At 71.6% G+C, this 18,488-nt stretch carries 34 protein-coding genes and 1 pseudogene; 29 read left to right on the top strand and 6 right to left on the bottom strand.

Annotated features, from left to right (window positions below):
- Nucleotides 1-57 precede the first annotated feature (57 nt).
- The 5 genes from BUR28_RS08465 to BUR28_RS08445 all read right to left on the bottom strand — a co-directional run bounded on the left by BUR28_RS08465 (nucleotide 58) and on the right by BUR28_RS08445 (nucleotide 1,284).
- Entirely contained in the window at nucleotides 58-252 is a 195-nt protein-coding gene (locus BUR28_RS08465; protein ID WP_074219723.1) for a hypothetical protein, read from the bottom strand.
- A 99-nt stretch (nucleotides 253-351) separates the two neighbouring features.
- Nucleotides 352-597 carry a hypothetical protein gene (locus tag BUR28_RS08460; protein WP_074219722.1) on the bottom strand — a complete coding sequence of 82 codons (246 nt, stop codon included), beginning with the start codon at nucleotides 595-597 and terminating at the stop codon, nucleotides 352-354.
- The gene (locus BUR28_RS08455) at nucleotides 594-863 is read right to left on the bottom strand and encodes a hypothetical protein (RefSeq protein ID WP_074219721.1); all 270 of its coding nucleotides are present in this window, start codon (nucleotides 861-863) and stop codon (nucleotides 594-596) included. The genes BUR28_RS08460 and BUR28_RS08455 overlap by 4 nt, the downstream gene beginning before the upstream one ends.
- The gene (locus BUR28_RS08450; RefSeq protein ID WP_074219720.1) at nucleotides 860-1,054 is read right to left on the bottom strand and encodes a hypothetical protein; all 195 of its coding nucleotides are present in this window, start codon (nucleotides 1,052-1,054) and stop codon (nucleotides 860-862) included. Before BUR28_RS08450 ends, BUR28_RS08455 begins: the two co-directional genes overlap by 4 nt.
- Nucleotides 1,054-1,284 carry a hypothetical protein gene (locus BUR28_RS08445; RefSeq protein WP_074219719.1) on the bottom strand — a complete coding sequence of 77 codons (231 nt, stop codon included), beginning with the start codon at nucleotides 1,282-1,284 and terminating at the stop codon, nucleotides 1,054-1,056. The genes BUR28_RS08450 and BUR28_RS08445 overlap by 1 nt, the downstream gene beginning before the upstream one ends.
- Nucleotides 1,285-1,468: 184 nt before the next feature.
- Between BUR28_RS08445 and BUR28_RS08440 the strand changes: the two genes are divergently transcribed.
- Both BUR28_RS08440 and BUR28_RS20375 read left to right on the top strand, forming a co-directional pair.
- Nucleotides 1,469-1,804: a zinc-ribbon domain-containing protein gene (locus tag BUR28_RS08440; protein WP_074219718.1), complete on the top strand. Its 336-nt coding sequence runs from the start codon at nucleotides 1,469-1,471 to the stop codon at nucleotides 1,802-1,804.
- Nucleotides 1,805-1,814: 10 nt separating this feature from the next.
- Entirely contained in the window at nucleotides 1,815-2,147 is a 333-nt protein-coding gene (locus BUR28_RS20375; RefSeq protein ID WP_217693513.1) for a hypothetical protein, read from the top strand.
- 41 nt (nucleotides 2,148-2,188) lie between these two features.
- On the opposite strand, the gene BUR28_RS08430 is transcribed toward BUR28_RS20375, so the two are convergent.
- Entirely contained in the window at nucleotides 2,189-2,842 is a 654-nt protein-coding gene (locus BUR28_RS08430) for a helix-turn-helix domain-containing protein (protein WP_074219717.1), read from the bottom strand.
- A gap of 86 nt (nucleotides 2,843-2,928) precedes the next feature.
- On the opposite strand from BUR28_RS08430, the gene BUR28_RS08425 reads away from it, so the two are divergent.
- The 27 genes and pseudogenes from BUR28_RS08425 to BUR28_RS08300 all read left to right on the top strand — a co-directional run bounded on the left by BUR28_RS08425 (nucleotide 2,929) and on the right by BUR28_RS08300 (nucleotide 18,485).
- Nucleotides 2,929-3,138 (top strand): hypothetical protein, encoded by a 210-nt coding sequence (locus BUR28_RS08425; protein ID WP_074219716.1) that lies wholly within the window; start codon nucleotides 2,929-2,931, stop codon nucleotides 3,136-3,138.
- Complete coding sequence (locus BUR28_RS08420) at nucleotides 3,135-3,452, top strand: hypothetical protein (protein WP_254813713.1); 318 nt, start codon at nucleotides 3,135-3,137, stop codon at nucleotides 3,450-3,452. The genes BUR28_RS08425 and BUR28_RS08420 overlap by 4 nt, the downstream gene beginning before the upstream one ends.
- A 3-nt stretch (nucleotides 3,453-3,455) precedes the next feature.
- On the top strand, nucleotides 3,456-3,608 hold the full coding sequence (locus BUR28_RS20010) for a hypothetical protein (RefSeq protein WP_175566920.1): 153 nt from the start codon (nucleotides 3,456-3,458) through the stop codon (nucleotides 3,606-3,608).
- Complete coding sequence (locus BUR28_RS08415; RefSeq protein WP_074219714.1) at nucleotides 3,598-4,557, top strand: hypothetical protein; 960 nt, start codon at nucleotides 3,598-3,600, stop codon at nucleotides 4,555-4,557. Before BUR28_RS20010 ends, BUR28_RS08415 begins: the two co-directional genes overlap by 11 nt.
- Complete coding sequence (locus BUR28_RS08410) at nucleotides 4,554-4,853, top strand: LexA family protein (RefSeq protein ID WP_074219713.1); 300 nt, start codon at nucleotides 4,554-4,556, stop codon at nucleotides 4,851-4,853. The genes BUR28_RS08415 and BUR28_RS08410 overlap by 4 nt, the downstream gene beginning before the upstream one ends.
- Nucleotides 4,844-5,140 carry a hypothetical protein gene (locus BUR28_RS08405; RefSeq protein ID WP_074219712.1) on the top strand — a complete coding sequence of 99 codons (297 nt, stop codon included), beginning with the start codon at nucleotides 4,844-4,846 and terminating at the stop codon, nucleotides 5,138-5,140. The genes BUR28_RS08410 and BUR28_RS08405 overlap by 10 nt, the downstream gene beginning before the upstream one ends.
- The gene (locus BUR28_RS08400; protein ID WP_074219711.1) at nucleotides 5,140-5,724 is read left to right on the top strand and encodes an MT-A70 family methyltransferase; all 585 of its coding nucleotides are present in this window, start codon (nucleotides 5,140-5,142) and stop codon (nucleotides 5,722-5,724) included. Before BUR28_RS08405 ends, BUR28_RS08400 begins: the two co-directional genes overlap by 1 nt.
- Nucleotide 5,725: 1 nt before the next feature.
- A pseudogene (locus BUR28_RS20600) lies at nucleotides 5,726-6,001 on the top strand (DNA translocase FtsK); the annotation flags it as partial.
- 93 nt (nucleotides 6,002-6,094) lie between these two features.
- Nucleotides 6,095-6,367, top strand: a complete 273-nt coding sequence (locus tag BUR28_RS20595) for a DUF2312 domain-containing protein (RefSeq protein ID WP_074221569.1) — start codon at nucleotides 6,095-6,097, stop codon at nucleotides 6,365-6,367.
- Between the two features lie 2 nt (nucleotides 6,368-6,369).
- Nucleotides 6,370-6,720 carry a hypothetical protein gene (locus BUR28_RS08385; protein ID WP_074219710.1) on the top strand — a complete coding sequence of 117 codons (351 nt, stop codon included), beginning with the start codon at nucleotides 6,370-6,372 and terminating at the stop codon, nucleotides 6,718-6,720.
- Complete coding sequence (locus BUR28_RS08380) at nucleotides 6,717-7,349, top strand: hypothetical protein (protein ID WP_139307533.1); 633 nt, start codon at nucleotides 6,717-6,719, stop codon at nucleotides 7,347-7,349. Before BUR28_RS08385 ends, BUR28_RS08380 begins: the two co-directional genes overlap by 4 nt.
- A 171-nt stretch (nucleotides 7,350-7,520) precedes the next feature.
- The gene (locus BUR28_RS08375; RefSeq protein WP_074219709.1) at nucleotides 7,521-8,099 is read left to right on the top strand and encodes a hypothetical protein; all 579 of its coding nucleotides are present in this window, start codon (nucleotides 7,521-7,523) and stop codon (nucleotides 8,097-8,099) included.
- A complete protein-coding gene (locus BUR28_RS08370) occupies nucleotides 8,096-8,812 on the top strand; it encodes a hypothetical protein (RefSeq protein ID WP_074219708.1) in 717 nt (238 codons plus the stop codon). Before BUR28_RS08375 ends, BUR28_RS08370 begins: the two co-directional genes overlap by 4 nt.
- A 124-nt stretch (nucleotides 8,813-8,936) precedes the next feature.
- A complete protein-coding gene (locus tag BUR28_RS08365) occupies nucleotides 8,937-9,341 on the top strand; it encodes an HNH endonuclease (protein ID WP_074219707.1) in 405 nt (134 codons plus the stop codon).
- A 122-nt stretch (nucleotides 9,342-9,463) separates the two neighbouring features.
- Nucleotides 9,464-9,901 carry a P27 family phage terminase small subunit gene (locus tag BUR28_RS08360; protein ID WP_074219706.1) on the top strand — a complete coding sequence of 146 codons (438 nt, stop codon included), beginning with the start codon at nucleotides 9,464-9,466 and terminating at the stop codon, nucleotides 9,899-9,901.
- Nucleotides 9,888-11,546 carry a terminase large subunit gene (locus BUR28_RS08355; RefSeq protein WP_074219705.1) on the top strand — a complete coding sequence of 553 codons (1,659 nt, stop codon included), beginning with the start codon at nucleotides 9,888-9,890 and terminating at the stop codon, nucleotides 11,544-11,546. The genes BUR28_RS08360 and BUR28_RS08355 overlap by 14 nt, the downstream gene beginning before the upstream one ends.
- Nucleotides 11,547-11,551: 5 nt before the next feature.
- Nucleotides 11,552-12,820, top strand: a complete 1,269-nt coding sequence (locus tag BUR28_RS08350; RefSeq protein WP_074221567.1) for a phage portal protein — start codon at nucleotides 11,552-11,554, stop codon at nucleotides 12,818-12,820.
- The gene (locus BUR28_RS08345) at nucleotides 12,817-13,734 is read left to right on the top strand and encodes a S49 family peptidase (RefSeq protein ID WP_074219704.1); all 918 of its coding nucleotides are present in this window, start codon (nucleotides 12,817-12,819) and stop codon (nucleotides 13,732-13,734) included. Before BUR28_RS08350 ends, BUR28_RS08345 begins: the two co-directional genes overlap by 4 nt.
- 98 nt (nucleotides 13,735-13,832) lie before the next feature.
- On the top strand, nucleotides 13,833-15,152 hold the full coding sequence (locus BUR28_RS08340) for a phage major capsid protein (RefSeq protein ID WP_074219703.1): 1,320 nt from the start codon (nucleotides 13,833-13,835) through the stop codon (nucleotides 15,150-15,152).
- A gap of 64 nt (nucleotides 15,153-15,216) precedes the next feature.
- A complete protein-coding gene (locus tag BUR28_RS08335) occupies nucleotides 15,217-15,522 on the top strand; it encodes a hypothetical protein (protein ID WP_074219702.1) in 306 nt (101 codons plus the stop codon).
- 12 nt (nucleotides 15,523-15,534) lie between these two features.
- Nucleotides 15,535-16,104 carry a head-tail connector protein gene (locus BUR28_RS08330; RefSeq protein ID WP_074219701.1) on the top strand — a complete coding sequence of 190 codons (570 nt, stop codon included), beginning with the start codon at nucleotides 15,535-15,537 and terminating at the stop codon, nucleotides 16,102-16,104.
- Complete coding sequence (locus BUR28_RS20590) at nucleotides 16,104-16,514, top strand: head-tail adaptor protein (RefSeq protein WP_083626778.1); 411 nt, start codon at nucleotides 16,104-16,106, stop codon at nucleotides 16,512-16,514. The genes BUR28_RS08330 and BUR28_RS20590 overlap by 1 nt, the downstream gene beginning before the upstream one ends.
- Nucleotides 16,514-17,026, top strand: a complete 513-nt coding sequence (locus tag BUR28_RS08320; RefSeq protein WP_074219700.1) for an HK97-gp10 family putative phage morphogenesis protein — start codon at nucleotides 16,514-16,516, stop codon at nucleotides 17,024-17,026. Before BUR28_RS20590 ends, BUR28_RS08320 begins: the two co-directional genes overlap by 1 nt.
- Complete coding sequence (locus BUR28_RS08315) at nucleotides 17,026-17,403, top strand: tail completion protein gp17 (protein WP_074219699.1); 378 nt, start codon at nucleotides 17,026-17,028, stop codon at nucleotides 17,401-17,403. Before BUR28_RS08320 ends, BUR28_RS08315 begins: the two co-directional genes overlap by 1 nt.
- The gene (locus BUR28_RS08310; RefSeq protein ID WP_074219698.1) at nucleotides 17,396-17,866 is read left to right on the top strand and encodes a phage tail protein; all 471 of its coding nucleotides are present in this window, start codon (nucleotides 17,396-17,398) and stop codon (nucleotides 17,864-17,866) included. Before BUR28_RS08315 ends, BUR28_RS08310 begins: the two co-directional genes overlap by 8 nt.
- A gap of 50 nt (nucleotides 17,867-17,916) precedes the next feature.
- Nucleotides 17,917-18,204: a hypothetical protein gene (locus BUR28_RS08305; RefSeq protein ID WP_139307532.1), complete on the top strand. Its 288-nt coding sequence runs from the start codon at nucleotides 17,917-17,919 to the stop codon at nucleotides 18,202-18,204.
- Between the two features lie 86 nt (nucleotides 18,205-18,290).
- Nucleotides 18,291-18,485: a hypothetical protein gene (locus BUR28_RS08300; protein ID WP_074219696.1), complete on the top strand. Its 195-nt coding sequence runs from the start codon at nucleotides 18,291-18,293 to the stop codon at nucleotides 18,483-18,485.
- The last annotated feature ends 3 nt before the right edge of the window (nucleotides 18,486-18,488 follow it).

Raw genomic sequence — 18,488 nt, 5'->3', positions numbered from 1 at the left:
CGGGGCGGGGCGCTCAGCCAGCGCCGGAGGCGGCGGAGCCATGCGGGGGCACGGCGGTCACCCATCGCGGTCGACGCCCTCCCACAGGCGGAACTGAGCGAGGCGCGGGTCGTCCTGGGTGGCCTCGCGGTTCCGGCGGACGTCTTTCAGCAGGGCGCGCGCCTCGCGGCGGATGCCGAGGCCGAGGAACAGCGCCAGGCTGCAGGCGCCGAGGATCCCCAGCGCGACGAAGATGTCGGAAAGTGTCAGCATGCTCGTGCCTCGTGTGATGTCCCGGCCGGGCCGCCGCCGGCGAGGGTGAGTGGTGCAAGGGGCGCGCGGTGGGGATGCGCGGGCGGCCCCCGGCCAGCCTCAGGCGCAGCGCGCCCGGGGCGTTTCGGAACTCCCGGGTGTCGCGCCCGTCCACCAGGCGCGCACGTCGTCGGGGCCGTGCTCGGCGCGGCCCTCGCCGGCGGGGGCGCGCATGGCGAAGCCCATGGCGACGGCCGGGGCGTAGCCCTCGGCCAGCAGCGCGGCGTAGAGGGTGCCGCGCGTGGTCAGCCGGGGCACGCTTGCGTGCGGGGTCAGGGCGACCACCTCGTCGAGCGGGCGGGTCATTGGGCGAGCCCCTCTTTCGGTTCGTGATAACGGCCCTCGGCCCGCGCGAGGTATTCGCGGCACATGGCCAGCATGCTGTCGCGCTCGCCGTTCGAGATGTAGTTGACCCTGCCGCCCTCGATCTGGCCGAATTCGGACACCAGCAACACGAAGCCGATGCGGGGCGGGATGCCCGGCTGCCGCGGGCCGTTCAACGCCTCGTCGATCGCGTGGGCCAGCATGTTCATCAACCGGGGGTGTTCGTCCTGGATCGGTTCGGGGTTCATGCCGCGCCTCGGTCCATCTCGGCCCGGTCGCGTGCGTTGGCGAGGCGTTCGAAGGCGTCGGCCGCCCGGCGGGCGTGTTTCGCGGCGGCGCGCAGGCGGTCGTCCTGGGCCGAGGAGGAGGCCAGCGCCAGAGCGTGCTGGGCGTCGTCCAGGTCGGCCTGCGGCACGGGGCGGGTGCTGATGCCGGTCATCACGCGGCCCCCTGCGGTTCGGGGGTGCCGGAGATCGCGGCCGGGGCGCGGTTGCGGGGCGGGTTGCCCTGCATGCGGCGCAGGCGATCGTAGCGGACGGACTGGCCGCGGGCGGATTTCAGGACCGCCCAGGCGTGCAGGCGCATCGAGGGCTGGTCGGCGGCGTCGATCGCGCGGGTCGCGATGCGCAGCGCCTGGGCGATCTGCTGGGGCCGGGGGCCGATATCCATGGTGGTCTCCCATCGGGTTGCGATGGGTAGGCACAGTATAGGAAGAAATTCCCACGTCAAGAAAAAACGGAAAGTATTCCCACATTCGAGCGGAATGAATTCCGGGCGCGACGCAGAATCACCTTGCCAGGCGGGGCGTCGGGGCGTTGAATTTCACCACGTCGAAGACATAGGAGCGTAACCAGTGCCCAAGACCGTTGCCTGCCCGTCCTGCGGAAAAGAGGTGTCCCGAAAGGCCTATGACTGCCCGCATTGCGGGCATCCGCTGCGCAAGCCGCGCCGCGGGCTCTTTGGAACGATCTTCAAGGGGCTGCTGATCGTCTTCAACATCGTGATGTTGCTGTGGTTGATCGGCTATATCGGCGTGTTGAGCGACATGAATGCCGGGCTGACGGACGAGGCCGAGCGCGCGGGCGCCTTCGTGGGCGGGACGATCGGCATGGGCATGCTGCTGGCCCTGTGGGCGATGGGCGACGTGGTTCTGGGCCTGCTGGTTCTGCTGACGCGGCCGAGCAAGTAGGGAGAGTGCGATGGGTGAAAGAGGTGTGTTCGAGGCGGCCGGCCGCGTGAAGCGTGTTCTGACGGCCGCGGCGGTCGGTGTGGCGGTGGCGTCGAGCGCCGGCGTTTTGCATGCGAGCGATTGCAAGGTCAGCCTGGCGCAGTTCGGTGCCCTGAGAACCGGCATGAGCTATGCCGAGGCCGTCGCGGTTCTGGGCTGCGACGGGGTGGTGATGTCGCACATGGATATGGCGGGTATCGTGACGACGATGTTCATGTGGGAAGGGCGCGGCTTCGGCGCGAACATGAACGCGATGTTCCAGAACGACGCGCTGGTTTCAAAGGCACAGTTCGGGCTGCGCTAGGCGCCCGCGGCTGATTCAACATCCTGTCGGCCGAGTAGGGGTCAGGCCTCGGCCGGTGCCTGCTGTCGGGTGTTCAGCCGGAAGGACGCCACGACGACGCCCATGATCGCCATGGTTTCGGGGTCGAAGCGGGCGGGGGTGTCGCCGTTCGAGGGGTCGCCCGCCAGGAAGGGCGGGTAGAGGCGGCGGACGAGGGTCTGGGCGCTGCCGGTGTCGGGGTCGGCCACGTTGACCAGGACGATGGTGCCCGGCGCGGGGTCGGGCGGCGGGTTCAGGTCACAGACCAGCACGTCGCCGGTTTTCAGCAGCAGCTCGGGCAGGTGGCGGCCAACGACGTAGAAGGCGTGGGTGCGCAGGTCGGGCGCCAAGGCGCGGGCCACCTCGTTCAGTCGCGCTGAATGCTGGCCAATAGCGGTCAGCGTTGCGACTTCGGGCTCGCCAAAGCCCTGCGAGTGCGTTTCGGTCGGCGCGGACGCGAACCCGCCGCCGAGGGCAGTGATATCGGCCACCGCCATGCCGAGGGCGTTGGCGATCCGCTCGGCCGTCGCGTGGCGCGGCGAATGCTCGGGGCGGTCGAGCATCTTGCGAATGGTCGACTTGTCCAGGCCCGCGCGGGCCGAGACGGTCGCGGGCTTCAGGTCCGGGTCCGCGTCGAAAACGCGCCGCAGGCCCTCTATGAAAGGGTCTTTCGCCATTGCCCCAAGGTCCGCCACGCGAGTCCTTGGTGCGAGCGGAATGAATTCCCTTGCCAAATGCGGAATAAATTCCCATAGTGCGCCGCATGGACAAGCTGATCGCCGAAGTCGAAGCCTACGCCGCCGCCTGGGACAAGGTCCCGCAGAAGGTGCTGCGCGATGCCATCGGCGCGGGCTGGGGCCAGTGGGATTCGTGGAAGGATGGCCGGTCGAGCCCGACGATGAAGGTCGTCGACCGGCTGCGCGAGTTCATGGCCGCGAACCCGCCCCCCGAACGCCGTGAGGACGCCGCATGACCGCGACGCCCCCCTGCTCCTTCTCCCAGTTTCAGCCGGTGCCTTCTCCACGCACCCAGCATGAGGGAGAAGGGATGCAAAAGTCATTGCCCAAAGTTCTTGATCCGCGCGGCTTTCGCGCGGTCTTCGCCGCCCGGTTTTCAGAGTTCCTGCGGGCGAACTACCGCAACCCCGAAGAGGTCGCCGTCAATTTCGGCGTTCGCTACCAGACCGCCCTGAACTGGTGGGACGGGCTGAACCGCCCCAGCGGTGACGTGGTGGCGCTCGCCTTCCTGCGGCACGGCCCGGAAATGAGCGAGCACCTGGAGGGATGACCCGTGAGGCAGGCATATCGGGCGCTGCGCGCCATGGTGACCGTGTCGATTGTCGGCTGCCTTGGCGTCTCGGCGGCGGCGTATTGCGCCGCCGCGCGCCTGGCGGCGCTGCAAAAGTTTTTGACCAGAAAGCTGGATACGCCGCATGACCCATGACGAGCTGCAGGCCGCTGTCGATCGGCTCCGGGCCGAGGCCGACCGCTGGGTTCGTGCGGTGGGTCTGGTCGGCAGCACCGCCGAGGCCCTGCGTGCCGATGGCCATGCCGTGGAGCTGGAGGGCTGCGGCGACGCGCTGGTGCTGCGCCTGCCGCTTGCAGGTCTGTCGCAGTTCCGGCCCGTGGCCGGGGCCGCGGCGGTCGAGACCGCGAAACCCGAGATCCCGGCCGGAGGTAGCAGCACCGCGCCGGGACAAGCCCCCGCCGCCCGGCACGTGCAGCCCGACTTTCCCCCGGGTGGCGCGGTCGATCCGGCGGCGGGGGCGTCCGAGGGGCAGGAGGGTGCCGCCGAGAAGGCCGACAAGGCCCCGGCGGCACCTCGGCCCCGCGCGCCCCGGTCGCGCGGCCGTCCGGGCGACTGGACCGACGAGGAGCTGCAGACCGCCGTGGGCATCCTGTCCCGCGGGGGCACGCAGGCCGAGGTCGCCGAGGCGGTGCCGCACCGCTCGCGCAAGTCGGTCAGCGTAAAGTGCGCAAAGCTGCGCAAGTGGATCGCCGAGAACGGCATGGAAGGCGCGGCCGAGGCGCCGCCGGCATCCGAACCCGCCCCGATACCGGCGACGGTCCCTCGGGCGGCGCCGCCTCGGCCTGCCGCCCGCCCCTCCTCCCTGGGCGGGGAGGGCGGCGCGCCGCGGGCGCCGCTGTCCGCGCGGCAGGTCGAGGCGCACCTGGACGCGCTGGGGCATGCCGCGCCCTGGACGCCGGAGGCCGACCTGGCGCTCGCCTACGCTCTGGTGCGCGGCGACGGGCTGTCGCTGGCCGCCGAGCGGCTGGGCGTCGCGCGGGAAGAGGCGCGCGACCGCTGGAACGCGCTGTGCCCGATCAAGGGACTGGACGAACAGCAGGCGCTGATCGCGGCCTTGCGCCGCCGCGCGACGGAGGCCGCATGACCGCACGATCGCCCCACGCCATCCCCACCGCCGCCGACTGGCGCCTGGTCGCCGCGATCGCGCGGCACCTGCGCGCGACCGGCACCGGCCCGACCTATGCCGAGCTGGCCCGCGCCTGCGGCATCGCCTCGCGGGGCACCATCGGCTGGCGGGTCGCCCGGCTGGAGCGGCTGGGCCTGATCGAACCGCGCGTGCCCGGCCGGACCCGCGACCTGCGCCCGGCGCGGGCCTTTCGCGTGGCGCGGTCGCCCTGCGGCGACCGGCTGGTGCCGATGGAGGACAGGGCATGCAGATGAGCCTGCCGGAGCTGTCGGCCGAGCTGGCGCCGCCGGCCAGGGTCGAGCCCTGCCGGGCGCTATGGTGCGCGGTGCTGTGGGAGGGGTGGTGCAACGCCCATGGCCGCGGCGCCGGCCTCGGCCCCGTCGCCCGGGCGCAGGCGGCGGCCTGGATCGGGAGCCGCGATTTCCACATGGTCTGCGCGCTGGCCGGGATCGACGGCGAGGCGTTGCAGGCGCTGTGGCAGGCCGGGATCGGCGCGGCGCGCGTCGCGGAGCGGCCGGAATTCGCGGCGGGGGCGGCGTGATGGCGGGGCGCGGGCTGGTGCAGGAGTTCATCGCGCTCAGGCCCACCGGGGGCTTCAACCTGATCATGGCCGATCCGCCCTGGTCCTTCGACAACTGGTCGGCCGCGGGCGAGGCGAAGAACGCGAAGGCGCACTACGCCTGCACGCCGCTCGGCTGGATCGAGGCGCTGCCGGTCAGCGTGCTGGCGGCCGAGAACTGCCTGCTGTGGCTCTGGGCCACCAACCCGATGCTGCGCGAGGCCTTCGCGGTGCTCGACGCCTGGGCGTTCGAGTACAAGGCCGCCGGGCACTGGTCCAAGCGCAACCCCGCGACCGGCAAGCTTGCCTTCGGCACCGGCTACATCTTTCGCAATGCGGGCGAGCCCTACCTGGTCGGCGTGCGCGGCGCGCCCAGGACCACGCGCAGCGTCCGCTCGGTGATCGAGGGCGCGGCGCGCGCGCATTCCCGCAAGCCCGACGAGGCGTACGCGGCGGCCGAGGCGCTTATGCCCGGGGCGCGGCGGATCGAGCTCTTCAGCCGCACCGACCGGCCCGGCTGGGCGGTCTGGGGCGACGAGGCCGGCAAGTTCGGGGAGGCGGCGTGACATGGGGAGGCAGGACATGCCCAAGGACGTGCAGATGGAGATCACCGGTCCCGACGGGCGGAGCGTGGCGTTCACCGGCGGCGACCTGGAGCGCGCGGCAGCGGGGTTCCTGGACGCGCTTACGGTCTCGGCCGCGCGCCATGTCGTCGAGACCGGCAAGGCCTCGGTCACCGGGCTGCAGCGCCAGTTCGGCATCGGGTATGCTCGCGCCTCGGCGCTGATGGAGGCGCTGGAGGCCGAGGGCGTGGTGACGGCCGCCAACCATGTCGGAAAGCGCGAGGTCGCGGTGGACGAGCTGCCGGGCGCGTTCCGCGTGGCGGAGGGGATCGGCGCGATGGTCGGGGCCGCCGCGTCGAACGGGCGGGCGCCGATGAAGGAGACGGCCGAGGATGCCGAGGTGCGCGAGGGCGTCTACCGGGTCGCCGCCGACGAGCTGCGCAGCTTCTGCGAGCGCTTCGAGCGGCTGGAGGCCGAGAAGAAGGACATCGCCGACCAGATGAAGGAGGTGATGGCCGAGGCCAAGGCGCGGGGCTATGACACCAAGGTGCTGCGCAAGGTGATCGCGCTGAGAAAACGCGACCGCGACGACATCGCCGAGGAAGAGGCTGTCCTGCAGCTCTACCGCGAAGCGCTGGGGGTGTGAGGATGCCGCCGGCAGCCCCGTTCCGAGACGCCGCCATCGCCGCCGCCAAGGCCGGCAAGCGGCCCGGCGAGATCGCCGCCGAGTTCGACGCGCCGGTCTCGGCGATCTACCAGATCCTCAAGGATGCGCGTCGCGGTGGCCATGCGATCCCGCGGTTCAACACCGCCCCGCGGCCCCGGCCGGGTGAATGCTGGCTGCGTGTGCGGGTTGCGGTGGCGACCCGGCGCAAGCTTGAGCGCGCGGCCGAGGCGCGGGGCCTGTCCGTGTCGGAGCTGTCCGCGCGCCTGCTGGACGCGGTGGCGTCCGACGGGCTGATCGACGCCGTCCTGGATGACGGGGAGGGTTCGGCATGACCGCCGCGCTGCTCCAGCCCGTCGAGGTCGACGACCTGCCGGACTATCCGCTGGCGGTCGGCGACGATCTGCACGGGCATTACTTCATCGCCTGGTTCCATCGCGAATGGCTGAACTCGGAGATGCGGCTCAAGGGCACCGAGGAGGCGCGGGCGCTCTATTTCGACCTGATCTGCATCAGCCAGGACCAGAAGCCCGTGGGCACGCTGCCCGACGATATCGAGCAGCTGGCCAAGCTGTTGATGGTGGACCTCGCGCGGCTCAGGCGGATGTGCGACGGGGCATTCGGCCCGCTGCATCGCTGGCAGCGCTGTCGCTGCGGCGACGAGGTGCGCCTGTTCCACCCGCGGGTGCTGAAGATGGTGCTCGATGCCGTGTCGCGGCGCGAGGACAACCGCGCCAAGAACGAGGCCGCGAACGCCGCCAAGCGCCTGCGCCGGCTGCGCGAGCGGGTCGCGGGCTTCCATCCCGAGCTGGCCAAGAACGACGCGGCGATCCTGTGGATGGATGACTGGCTGACCGACCAGGGCTGCGCCTATCGCAGCGCCGAGTGGCACGAGCGCGCGATCGCGGCCTGGTCGAACCACGCATTTTCCCTGCACCGGAGGAGAGGCCCCGCCGAGACCTAGGCGGACTGTCCGGAACTGTCCGCCGGACAGTCCGGGACAGTCTTCGGACAGTCTGAGACTGTCCGCCACGACAGGGACAGGGACAGGGAAATAGACAGGAACATCGCCGTTCGGCCCGGTGGGGCCTGTGGATAACCCCCGAGACGGGGTCTGGCAGAGAAGGAGGCGCAGATGGAAGGCGAGGCGCTGAGAGAGGGCAAGGCCCGGGTACGGGCGTGGCTGGTCGAGCCGCTGGAGGCGCGGGGCATGGTCCGGCGGGCGCGGGTCACGCTGGCCGAGCACGAGGGTGCGCTCGACCGGCTGGCGGCGCGGCTGGCCTACATGACCGAGGACGGCCTGGCGGCGTTGGCCGAGGTGGTCGAGCGCCACGCCGAGGGCAAGGCGCGGAACGTCTGGCCCGCCGAGGTCTCGATCTGCAACTGGGCGCGCCGGATCGAGCCGCCGCCCGCCTCGGAAAGCCGCCTGGTGCGCAGCATGCTGCAATCGGCCGCCGGGCGCGCGGCGGCCGAGGGCGGCTATGCCGTCGAGCTGTTCCTCTACCTCAAGAAGTTCGGCCAGCCGCCGATCGGCGACTATGGCTGGCACACCATCCGCCGCGAGGCGGAAGAGAACGCCCGGCGGCGGCGGCGGATCGCCGAGCTGGCCGAGGACGGCGCGGTGGCGCCGTCCGATCGCGACTGGCTGGACGGCTACCTCGCCACCCGCGCGCGCGTGCTCGACATCGTCCAGGCAGGGGAGCGCACGGCATGAGAAGGCTGCAGGAGTTCGAGGCGCTGGCGCGCAGGGCCGCCGAGGAGGCGCGCATCGCGGAGGTGCGTGCGCGCGGGCATGTCCCGCCCGACTGCGGCCCGGAGATCCCCGAGGCGCCCGCCCGCGGCCCGGTGCGGGCGTTCCGGCCGATGGCGCTGTATCCCAACGGCGAGAACGACTGGGAGCAGAAGCCCGCGGGCCACATGGGCCGCGCCGCGCTGCAGGTCGCCGATGCCTTCGACGTCATGGCCGCCCAGGCGGCGCGGCGCAAGGCGGCGGCGCCGTTCACGCCGGGCCAGGTTGCGATGGGCCGGTGGTACCGCACGCTGGTCGAACGGCACGCGGCTGCCGGCCTGCGCTGTTCCTCGGTCGAGGCGTTGCGGGCCTCGTCCGGCGGTGGCGGGTCGTTCATCGACGCGGTGCTGCGCGACCGGGATGCGATCGCCCGGCTGCGCGCGCGGATCGGCGAGGGCGAGGCGCTGTCGCTGCGCAAGGTCCGGCCGTCGAAGCGGGGCGCGCGGGTGGCGATCCCGGATCGGGCGCTGGTCGACATGGTCTGCCTGGAGGATGCGACGCTCAGCGATGTTCTGCGGCGGCATGGCTGGGCTGCGGACGCGCGCGTGCGGGGCCTGCTGCGCTCGGCGCTTGCGGAGGCGCTGGACCGGATGGCCGGGCCCAGGCGGCGGCCTGACATCGCGGTGATCCATCTCTGAGGGGAATTTCGGGGGGACCCCCCTTGACGGGTTGCCTCGTCTGTGGTGCGAATAGTGACATCATCGGAAAGTGCGCCGGGCGGGAACGTCGCGGCGCATTTTCGTTTCCGCTCCCGAACAGGTCATGACCATTCGCAAGCTCTGCCGGGCGCCCGGCTGCGACGAGCTCGCGCTGCCCGGCGGCGCGCTGTGCGACGAGCACGCGGCGGAGCGCGCGGCGCGGGCGCGGGCGCGGAAGGCACGGGCGAAGGACTCGGCCGTAGCCCGGAAGGGTGCGGCGCTCTACAAGACGGCGGCCTGGCGGCGGGCGCGCGAGACGTATCTGCGGCGCCACCCGCTCTGCGTCGATTGCGGCGACCTCGGCCTGGTGGTCGAGGCCGAGGAGGTCGACCATGTCGAACCGCATCGCGGCGACGTGCGCAAGTTCTGGGATCGGTCGAACTGGCAGGCGCTGTGCAAGAGATGCCACAGCCGCAAGACGGCCCGCGAGGTGTTCCACGGGGACCGGGGGGTGTCCCAAAATCCCTGACCCCCACGGGAGACCGGCGCGCAAACCTATGTTTTTGTGCGGGGGGAATTGGGGAAAAAAGCCACTGGGTTGAAGTGGATAGGAGGTCGCGGGCAGGGCGGCGGTGGCAGAGAGGACAGGACATGCGAGGCGCGAAACCGAGGCTGGACAACGTGGTGCCCATGAAGGGCGACGTGCGCCGGCCGGTGCCGGACGCGCCGGACTTCCTGTCGGACGAGGGTCGCAAGGCCTGGGATCGGCTGGCGCCGATCCTGATCGCGAAGGACCGGCTGGAGCCCCAGTTCGAAGACCTCTTCGCGGCCTATTGCGAAGCCGTCGCCGCCTTCGTCGAGGCCACCGGGGACCTGGCCGCGTTCGGCAAGTATTTCGAGACGAAGACCCGCAACGGCAAGCAGGAGAAGAAGCGCGCCGCCTGGGGCCAGCGGCAGGAAGCGATCGCGACCATGGCGCGGCTGTCGGCGCTTTTCGGGTTCTCGCCCGTGGACGAGAAACGGATGGCCAGCAACGGCCAGTTCGACCTGCTGGCCGAGCTGGAGAAGTCGCTCAATGGATCCGCTTGACCACCCGGTTTCGCGCTATGCGATCGACGTGGTGGAGGGCCGCATCGTCGCGGCCGAGCTGGTGCGGCTGGCCTGCGAGCGGCACCTGCGCGACCTCGAGGAGGGCGGCGACCGGGGCCTGTGGTTCGACGTCGAGGCGGCGAACCGGGTGCTGAACTTCGCGAAGATGATCCGCCACACAAAGGGGCCGATGGCGGGCGCGCCGCTGGCGCTGGAGCCCTGGCAGGCGTTCCGCCACGGATCGGTCTTCGGCTGGAAGCAGGCGGACGGGCGGCGCCGGTTCCGGTCCACCTATCACCAGGTGGCCAAGAAGAACGGCAAGACCACGGACACCGCGGTGCCCGCGCTCTACACGCAGCTCTTCGACGGGGAGCAGACCCCGGAATGCTACTGCGCGGCTGTGACCCGCGACCAGGCGGGCCTGCTGTTCGAGGACCTGAAGCGGATGGTCCGGGCGAGCCCGGCGCTGATGCAGCTGATGAACGTCTGGCGCGGCTCGATCGAGACGCCGCCGACCAACGGGATCATCAAGGCGCTGAGCCGCGACGGCCAGTCGGCCGACGGGATCAACCCGCATTTCGCCGCGCGCGACGAGGTGCACCGCTGGACCGACCGGGAGCTCGCCGAGGTCATCGTCAACTCGATGCTCGCGCGGTCGCAGCCGATCGACTGGGCGATCACCACCGCCGGCGCCGACATCGCGAGCGTCTGCGGCGAACTGAGGCGCTACGGCGAGAAGGTGCTCAAGGGCGAGGTCGCCGATGACAGCTTCTTCGCCTTCATCGCCGAGCCGCCGGCCGATTGCGACCCGGCCGACCCGGTGGCGTGGCGCATGGCGAATCCGAATTTCGGGGTGGCGTTCCGGGAGGAGGATTTCGCGCAGCTCTACGCCCAAGCCGAGGCGATCCAGGGCAAGATGCCGAACTTCCGGCGGCTGCACCTGAACCTGTGGACCGAGGGCGCCCAGGGCTGGATCGCGCGGGACGTCTGGGACAGGGGCGGTCAGCCCTTCGATCTGGCCATGCTCAGGGGACGCCCCGCCTGGGCGGCGCTGGATCTGTCGAACACGACAGACACCACGGCGATCGTGGTGGCGGTGCCGGTGGACGGTCTGATCCACCTGGTCTGCTACACCTTCCTGCCGGAGGGGCCGAAAGGGTTCATCGCGCGCGCCCAGACCGAGAACCGCGAGTTCGTCGCCTGGCGCGACGGCGGCTGGCTGGAGGTGCACCGGGGCGGGTCGATCGACGAGGACGCCATCGTCGAGCGGATCGCCTGGATCGCCGAGTATTTCGACCTGCGCGAGCTGGCCTATGACCGCTGGGGCATGCGCTCGATCGTCAAGGCGCTGGTCGCGCGGAAGATTCCGCTGGTCGAGCACGGCCAGGGCTATGCCTCGATGTCGGCGCCGATGAAGGAGTTCGAGCGGCGGGTCATGAACGGCCGGCTGCGCCATGGCGGCAACCCTGTGCTGGCCTGGGCGGTGGGCAACGTGTTCCGGGACGAGGACCCGGCCGAGAACATCAAGCCGAACAAGCGGCGGTCGACCGGGCGGATCGACCCCGCGGTCGCGGCGATCATGGCGGTGGGCCGGGCGGTGGCGGCCGAGGGCAGGCGCAAGGCAAGGGACGTGGCGACGGTATGACGGGCATGATCGGCAGACTGATGGGCCGCGGCGGCCGCCCGGCCGCGGCGCCGGTGCGGGTCGAGCCGCCGATGACGGCGGCAGAGGCCTCGGGGACCGTGGACCCGGCGCCCTGGTTCCGCGATTTCTGGGGCGGTCCGCAGTCGCGCGTGCGGTCGCTGCCGGTGGTCACGCCGGTGATCGCCCAGCGGCACGCCACCGTCTTTGCCTGCTGCAACGTGATCGCGGGCGACCTGTCGAAACTGCCTCTGTCCGTGTCGCAGCGGCTGCCGGGCGGCCGGATCGAGCCGGTGCGGGAGCATCCGGCGAACTACCTGCTGAACGTCGAGGCCTCGCCCGGCGTGCCCGCCAACGTGGCCCGATTCGCGCTGGCCTACGCGTTCTGCCTGCGCGGGCGGGCCTATGCCTACGCCCCGCGGGACGGGGCCGGCGAGATCGTGCTGCTGGACGTGATCCGCCCCGACCGCTGTGCCGAGACGGCATATGGCCGCGAGCGGTTCTACGATTTCGAGGACGGGGCCGGCGTGGCGCGCCGGGCGCCCGGCCGCATCATGGTGCACCTGCGCTACATGGCCGAGGACGGCTGGACCGGCCGCAGCCCGCTGCAGGTGGCCGCCGAGTCGGTCGGGCTGGCGCTGGCCGGCCAGGAAGCGGCGGCGCGGGCGGTATCGGGCGTGCAGTTGCGCGCCGTCATGAAGATGGAGGATGTCTACGAGGACGACGAGGCCTGGACGCGCAACGCGCGGCGCGTGCGCAACGCGCTGGAGGACCCCGAGGCCAACGGTGTCCCGATTATCGGTGCGGGCGACGACATCAAGTCGCTGGACATATCGCCGGCAGACAGGGAGCTGCTGGACAGCCGGAAGTTCGACCGCGAGCAGATCGCGGCGATCTACCGGGTGCCGCCGTCCAAGCTGCAGATGCTGGAGCACGGCGTGAAGGCCAACGGCGAGCAGCAGGCGATCGACTACCGCTCGGACTGCCTGCTGCACTGGGGGCAGTTCGTCGGCGCGCAGCTGACGCTGGGGGTCCTCACGGCGGGCGAGCGCCGGCGGGGCCTGTTCCTGCATCACGATTACGATGCGCTGATGCAGGCCACGACGAAGGAGCGCTACGAGGCCCTGCAGAAAGCCGTCGGCGGGCCTTTCCTGACGCCCGACGAGGCGCGTGAGGTGGACGGCCGCGGCCCGATCCCCGGCGGCGACCGGCTGAACCCCGCGCCCAACATGACCCGCGACGACGGCGCGGCCCAGAACGAGGAGACCGACGAATGACGACGCCCTGCACCATCGGTGCCCTGCTGGCCGGGACGGTCGCGGCGCTGGACGAGCGGCACGCCCGGGGCCTGCTGGCGATGCCGGTTCCGGAAGCCGAGATGCCGGGCGCCGTTTCGGCCGGGCCGGTCGAGATCGCGCGGGGCGAGCGCTACGCCGTCGCCCGCGGCGTGGCGGTGATGCCGGTGCGTGGCATCCTGACCCCGAACTCGGAGCTGCTGGAGCGCTGGATGGGCTGGGCGACGCACCAGGGCGTGGAAGCCGCCTGTGCCGAGCTGGCGGCGAATGACGAGGTCGCGGCCGCGGTGCTGGAGTTCGACACGCCCGGCGGCCTGATCCTCGGCGGCGCGGCCGCGGTCGGGGCGATCCGCGCGCTGGCCGCGGCGAAGCCGGTCTACGCCCTGGTCAGCCCGCTCGCGGCGAGCATGGGCTATCACCTGGCCAGCCAGGCGAGCGAGATCGTGATGACCCCGGGCTCCATGGTCGGCTCGATCGGGACGGTGCGCATGGGTGTCTGGCCGGTGGCGCCCGACGTCATGGGCGACAAGTGGTCGATCTTCGTATCGTCCCACGCCCGCGCCAAGGTGCCGAACCCCGAGACCGAGGCGGGCCGCGCCGAGATCCAGCGCGACCTGGATTCCTGGGAAGCCAGGTTCCACGCCGATATCGCGGCGGGCCGCGGGATCGAGCCCGGGGCGCTGGCCGCGCGGCTGTCGGTGACCGACGATCCAGCCGACGGCGGCGCGTGTTTCGATCCGGACGAGGCGGTGGCCCGCGGCCTGGCCGACCGGATCGAGACCCGGGCGGCGTTCTATGACCGCGTCTTCGCGGCCCATGCGCCGCAGCCCCGGCGAGAGGCGTCGCGCGGGCGGAGGGCGCTGGCGGCGGCGGCGGGCGCGGCGGCCCGGACCTGAGACACGACGCCCTCGCGGCGCGTTGAGCGGCCCTGCCATCGGCGGGGCCTTTTCGTTGTGGCCCGCGCGAGGCGGTCACGGATCAAAGGAGAGCAGAGATGCCGAAAGACCTGGACGACCTGCGCCGCGACCGCAAGGCCGCGGCCGACAAGATGCAGGAGTGCGCCGACGCGATCGCCGCGCTCGAGGATGGCGAGGGTGCGCCCGATGCCGAGGCGATGACGGCGGCCGAAACCGCCTTTGCCGCGGCGCAGGCGGCGTTCGAGTCCGCCAACGCGGCCGTCCAGCGTGCCGAGGCGGTGGAGGCGGCCCAGGCCGCGGCCGCGTCCGGAGGCGACGAGACGCCGGCCGCACCCGGGCAGGCCCCGCATCCCGCCCGCGCGGCGAAGCCCGAGGACAAGGGCGTCGAGGTGGGCTTCATGCTGCACGCGCTGGCGGGCGCCAAGGGCGACCGCGACCGCGCGGCCCAGCGTCTGGAGGAGGCGGGCCATTCCGGCGTCGCCGCGATCATGTCGGGGGCCAGCGACAGCGCGGGCGGGGTGACCATCCCGCAGGCGCAGTCGTCCGAGCTGATCGAGCTCCTGCGGCCGCGGGTGGCGGTGCGCGCCTCGGGCGCCCGGACGATGCCGATGCCCGCGGGCGAGCTGCGCCATGCCCGCCAGAGCGGATCGGCGACCGCCACCTACGGGGCCGAGACCACGGCCGTGGCCGAGAGCGAGCTGACCTTCGACAAGGTGGACAAGAGCTTCAAGCTGTTGCGCGCCCTGGTGCCGATGTCCAACTCGCTGCTGCGCCATTCCAGCGTCGAGATGGCGCGGGTCGCGCGCGACGACCTGCTGAAGGTGATGGGGCTGCGCGAGGACCTGGCGTTCCTGCGCGGCGACGGGCTGTCGAACGACCCGGTCGGCCTGCTGAACTGGGCGCCGTCGGCGCACTGGACGGCGGATGTCGCGGCCAACGCGGCCGCGGCCGAGGCGGCGATCCGCCGCTGTGTCGACGCGGTGGAGGATTCCGATGTCGGCATGGTGCGGCCCGGCTGGATCATGCGGGCGAGCGCCAAGAACTACCTGGCCTCGCTGCGGGATGCGAACGGCAACTACATCTTCCCCTCGATCGAGGCCTCCGGCACGCTCAAGGGCTATCCGATCCGCACCACCTCGCAGATCCCCGACAACCTGGGGACCGGGTCGAACGAGACCGAGATCTACTTCGCCGATTTCAACGAGATCATGATCGGCGACGCGATGCGCATCACGCTCGCGGTCTCGACCGAGGCGGCCTATGTCGACACGAACGGCGACACGATCAGCGCGTTCCAGAACGACCTGACGCTGATGCGCGCCACCTCGGAGCACGACCTGGCGCCGGCCCATGACGAGGCGATCGCGGGCTTCCGCGCCGTCGCCTGGTCGCTCTGACGCGTCGCGGCCGCCCTGCGCGTGCCGGGCGGCCCCCATTCCCTGACCGAGAAAGGACCACCCGATGAGCGAGAAGGTCATCGTGAAGTTCGTGCGCAGCCACGGACGCTACATCAAGGGCGACATCGCGGGTTTCGACGCCGTGACGGCGAAGAAGCTGACCGCGGGCGATGCCGCGCCTGCCCGGCCCTACGATCCGGAGGCGGAGAAGAAGATCGCGGCGGCGCCCGACGACATCGCGGCACTCTCGGCGCGGGAAGCCGCGCTCGAGGCCCGCGCGGCCGCCCTGGCCGAGCGCGAGGCCGCGCTGGCCGCCGACGGTGCGGAGGGCAAGGCCGCCGGCGCGCCGCCGAAGCAGGGCGCGAAGTAAGGCGCCCGGGCGATGAAGGTGATCGGGCAGGCCCCGCAGGCCGTCAGCGCCGCCGAGTTCAAGCGGGCGGTGCATATGGGGCCGGACGATGTGGAAGACGATCTTCGCATCGGGGCCTGCCTGTCCGCGGCGCAGGACCTGGTGGAGGCGGCGACGCGACGCCCGATGACCCCGCGCGAGGTCGAGTTCCATCCGCGCGCGGTCGGCGGGCTGCGCTGGTGGTTCCCGGTCGCGCCCGTCAGCGCGGTTTCGGCGATCGCCTGGCAGGAGGTCGGCGGGGCGTGGGCCGACCTGGACGCGGCGCTGGCCTGGCTGGAAGCCGGGCATGACGAGCCGCAGCTCGTGCTGCCCGCCGGGTTCCTTGACGGGGTGGCCGACGGGGCGGCCCTGAAGGTGACGGCGACGGTCGGCGCATCCGCGGTACCGCGCCACCTGGCCGAGGCGGTGATCCTGATCGCGAAGGACTGGTACGATGCCGGCATCGCGACCGAGGACATGGTCCAGAAGCGCGTCGCGTTCGGTGCGCGCCGGATCATCCAGCAGCAGCGATACCGCCGACCCTGCGAGTGGGCGGCGGCCTGATGGGCGGCCAGCTGGACCGGCGCGTGCAGGTGCTGCGCCTGTCGCATATCGAGGGCGAGGACCCCGCGCTGGTCGGGCTGGAGGCCGGCGACAGCCTGGGCGGGGCGGCGAGCTGGGGGAGTTACGCGCCCGCCGATGACGGGTTCACCACCGCGGCCGGCGAGTTCGTGGCCTACGGCGCGCCGGTCTGGGCGGGCAAGCGCGACATCGCCGATGGCGAGCGCTGGCGCGCGGGCGAGGTCGCGGCGCATGTGACCACGCGGTTCACGGTGCGATCGACCGCGTTCACCCGCAACATCACCCCGGCCGACCGGCTGGTCTGCGAGGGCGTGAGCTACGGGATCACCGGGATCAAGGAGATCGGCCGCCGCCAGTGGCTGGAGATCACCGCGGGAGCGAGGGCGGACTGATGGCCGAGACCGTCAAGCTCTCGGGGTTCAAGGAGCTCGACCGCGAGCTGGGCAAGCTGTCGAAGGCCGTGGCCCGGGGTGCGGGCCGGCGGGCGCTGGTTGCGGCCGCCGAGCCGATGGCCAGGCTGATACGCCAGCTGGCGCCGGACAATCCGGCGACATTCAACATGGACCGCGACCTGCGCGAGTCGATCGAGGTTTCGGCCAGGGCCAAGGGCGCGGATGCCGGCAAGGCGGCCTTCGCGGCGGCCCTGTCGGGCGGCGGCAGTCGCGGCGAGGCGGTGGCGGCGCTGAAGGCGGCGCGTGCGGAATCGGCCTTCGTCGAGGTCTATGTCGGGCCGCGGCGCCAGGTCTTCCACGGGCTGTTCCAGGAGTTCGGCACGGTGAACCACCCGCCCCAGCCCTTCATGCGGCCCGCCTGGGACCAGGACAAGCACGCCATGCTGGGCCGCCTGCGCGTCGAGCTGGCCGACGAGATCGGCCGTGCGCTGAGCCGGGCGGGGTTGCGCTGATGGAAGAGGAATTCCGCGCGCTGCTGCAGGCGGCGCTGGCGGGCGTGCCGGTCAACTGGGGCGCGCATCCGCAGGGCGCGGGCTGGCCCGGCGTGGTGCTGAACGTGATCGGCGGAGCCGAGGGGCTGACGCAGCAGGGGCCGGACGGGCTGTTCTCGGGACGGGTTCAGGCGGATTGCTACGCGCGCCGTTACAGCGATGCCAAGGCACTTTCCCGCCTGGTGGTGGCTGCGCTCGACGGGCACCGCGGGGGCGGGTTCAGGGGCGTGTTCCGCGTGGCGACGCGGGACGGGCGGGACGACGACGCGAACGGGGGCGACCGGCTGTTCCGGGTCAGCCTCGATTTCATGACACACTGGAGGGCCGAGGATGGCTGAAGTCGCAAGCCAGGCGGATATCGCCTATCAATACGAGATGTGGATCGGTCGCACGGTCGATGAGACCACGACCTGGACGCAGATTCTCGGGGTCGAGGACCTGCCGTTCCCGGAGCAGGTGCCCGACGATATCGACGTGACGCACCAGCAGTCGCCGGGCCGCACCCGCGAGACCAAGCCGGGCATGCTGGCCGCCGCGGATGCCTCCTTCGCCAAGCAGTTCTGGTCGGGGCATGCCGGCGACACGCTGCTGGACGAGCTGGCCGCGCTGTCCGCCGCGGGCACGCCCGAGGACGTGCTGATCGAGTTCAACACGGGCGGCGACACGCCGGCGATCCGGCGCACCTTCCGCGGTTACGTCAACCACTTCACGCCCGGCGGCACCGTCGGCGAGAAGGCGATGGTCAACGTCGCGCTGAAGATCTTCGAGCTGCAGGCGACGAATGACCGGGTGATCTCGTGACGCGTGGGAATGTTCCGTTCGACGTCGGCGGGAAGCAGTATGTGCTCCGCTTGACCACGAACAAGATCGTCGCGTGGGAGGAGGCCGAGGACGAGGGGCTGTTCGAGACGCTCTCCCGTCTCGAAGAAAAGCCCGACGCCAAGGGCGTTTTCCGCACGATCCGCGGCCTGTTCCGGCTGTTGCTGGAGGGCGAGTTCACCGAGGACGAGGCCGGCGACCTTATGGACGAACTCGGCCAGAAGCGTGCCGGCGAACTTCTGGGCGCGGCGGTGCGCGCCGCTTTTCCCGAAGCCACGGAAAAAACCGAAAACCCCAAGAGGCCGCTGGAAAAGGCCTGATCGGCCCTTGGCTCGATGCGTGGCTGTCCGCGGGCGAGCCATACGAGCTTTTCTGGCGGCTGACCCCTAGGGAAGTTGACAGGGTCGTGCGCGCCGCGGCCGAGCGACGCGCGCGCGATGTGCGCGAGCTGGCCTATGCCACGGCCGCGCTGATCCGGGCGCAGCGGCTGCCCGCCTTCGAGGAATGGATCGCGGGCGCGCCCGACCGGGCCGCCGCCGCGCATCGCTGGGCCGCCGCCTGGGACAGGGTGGGCGCGGCGTTGGCACGTAACAGGAGGTAATCG

It is taken from the genome of Rhodovulum sp. ES.010 (assembly GCF_900142935.1).
In the GTDB taxonomy this organism is placed as follows: domain Bacteria; phylum Pseudomonadota; class Alphaproteobacteria; order Rhodobacterales; family Rhodobacteraceae; genus Rhodovulum.
Note: the sequence above shows the minus strand (reverse complement) of the source record. Positions and strands in the feature narration are given on the sequence as shown.

Coding starts and splice junctions, on each gene's coding strand:
- BUR28_RS08315 (WP_074219699.1), top strand. CDS start 17,026: ATGGAAGAGGAATTCCGCGCGCTGCTGCAGGCGGCGCTGGCGGGCGTG.
- BUR28_RS08375 (WP_074219709.1), top strand. CDS start 7,521: ATGGAAGGCGAGGCGCTGAGAGAGGGCAAGGCCCGGGTACGGGCGTGG.
- BUR28_RS08330 (WP_074219701.1), top strand. CDS start 15,535: ATGAAGGTGATCGGGCAGGCCCCGCAGGCCGTCAGCGCCGCCGAGTTC.
- BUR28_RS08310 (WP_074219698.1), top strand. CDS start 17,396: ATGGCTGAAGTCGCAAGCCAGGCGGATATCGCCTATCAATACGAGATG.
- BUR28_RS08380 (WP_139307533.1), top strand. CDS start 6,717: ATGACCGCCGCGCTGCTCCAGCCCGTCGAGGTCGACGACCTGCCGGAC.
- BUR28_RS08465 (WP_074219723.1), bottom strand. CDS start 252: ATGCTGACACTTTCCGACATCTTCGTCGCGCTGGGGATCCTCGGCGCC.
- BUR28_RS08460 (WP_074219722.1), bottom strand. CDS start 597: ATGACCCGCCCGCTCGACGAGGTGGTCGCCCTGACCCCGCACGCAAGC.
- BUR28_RS08420 (WP_254813713.1), top strand. CDS start 3,135: ATGACCGCGACGCCCCCCTGCTCCTTCTCCCAGTTTCAGCCGGTGCCT.
- BUR28_RS08335 (WP_074219702.1), top strand. CDS start 15,217: ATGAGCGAGAAGGTCATCGTGAAGTTCGTGCGCAGCCACGGACGCTAC.
- BUR28_RS08365 (WP_074219707.1), top strand. CDS start 8,937: ATGACCATTCGCAAGCTCTGCCGGGCGCCCGGCTGCGACGAGCTCGCG.
- BUR28_RS08410 (WP_074219713.1), top strand. CDS start 4,554: ATGACCGCACGATCGCCCCACGCCATCCCCACCGCCGCCGACTGGCGC.
- BUR28_RS08400 (WP_074219711.1), top strand. CDS start 5,140: ATGGCGGGGCGCGGGCTGGTGCAGGAGTTCATCGCGCTCAGGCCCACC.
- BUR28_RS08360 (WP_074219706.1), top strand. CDS start 9,464: ATGCGAGGCGCGAAACCGAGGCTGGACAACGTGGTGCCCATGAAGGGC.
- BUR28_RS08355 (WP_074219705.1), top strand. CDS start 9,888: ATGGATCCGCTTGACCACCCGGTTTCGCGCTATGCGATCGACGTGGTG.
- BUR28_RS08430 (WP_074219717.1), bottom strand. CDS start 2,842: ATGGCGAAAGACCCTTTCATAGAGGGCCTGCGGCGCGTTTTCGACGCG.
- BUR28_RS20595 (WP_074221569.1), top strand. CDS start 6,095: ATGAAGGAGACGGCCGAGGATGCCGAGGTGCGCGAGGGCGTCTACCGG.
- BUR28_RS08425 (WP_074219716.1), top strand. CDS start 2,929: ATGGACAAGCTGATCGCCGAAGTCGAAGCCTACGCCGCCGCCTGGGAC.
- BUR28_RS08345 (WP_074219704.1), top strand. CDS start 12,817: ATGACGACGCCCTGCACCATCGGTGCCCTGCTGGCCGGGACGGTCGCG.
- BUR28_RS08445 (WP_074219719.1), bottom strand. CDS start 1,284: ATGGATATCGGCCCCCGGCCCCAGCAGATCGCCCAGGCGCTGCGCATC.
- BUR28_RS08405 (WP_074219712.1), top strand. CDS start 4,844: ATGCAGATGAGCCTGCCGGAGCTGTCGGCCGAGCTGGCGCCGCCGGCC.
- BUR28_RS08385 (WP_074219710.1), top strand. CDS start 6,370: ATGCCGCCGGCAGCCCCGTTCCGAGACGCCGCCATCGCCGCCGCCAAG.
- BUR28_RS08340 (WP_074219703.1), top strand. CDS start 13,833: ATGCCGAAAGACCTGGACGACCTGCGCCGCGACCGCAAGGCCGCGGCC.
- BUR28_RS08370 (WP_074219708.1), top strand. CDS start 8,096: ATGAGAAGGCTGCAGGAGTTCGAGGCGCTGGCGCGCAGGGCCGCCGAG.
- BUR28_RS08450 (WP_074219720.1), bottom strand. CDS start 1,054: ATGACCGGCATCAGCACCCGCCCCGTGCCGCAGGCCGACCTGGACGAC.
- BUR28_RS20375 (WP_217693513.1), top strand. CDS start 1,815: ATGGGTGAAAGAGGTGTGTTCGAGGCGGCCGGCCGCGTGAAGCGTGTT.
- BUR28_RS08350 (WP_074221567.1), top strand. CDS start 11,552: ATGATCGGCAGACTGATGGGCCGCGGCGGCCGCCCGGCCGCGGCGCCG.
- BUR28_RS08320 (WP_074219700.1), top strand. CDS start 16,514: ATGGCCGAGACCGTCAAGCTCTCGGGGTTCAAGGAGCTCGACCGCGAG.
- BUR28_RS08415 (WP_074219714.1), top strand. CDS start 3,598: ATGACCCATGACGAGCTGCAGGCCGCTGTCGATCGGCTCCGGGCCGAG.
- BUR28_RS20590 (WP_083626778.1), top strand. CDS start 16,104: ATGGGCGGCCAGCTGGACCGGCGCGTGCAGGTGCTGCGCCTGTCGCAT.
- BUR28_RS08455 (WP_074219721.1), bottom strand. CDS start 863: ATGAACCCCGAACCGATCCAGGACGAACACCCCCGGTTGATGAACATG.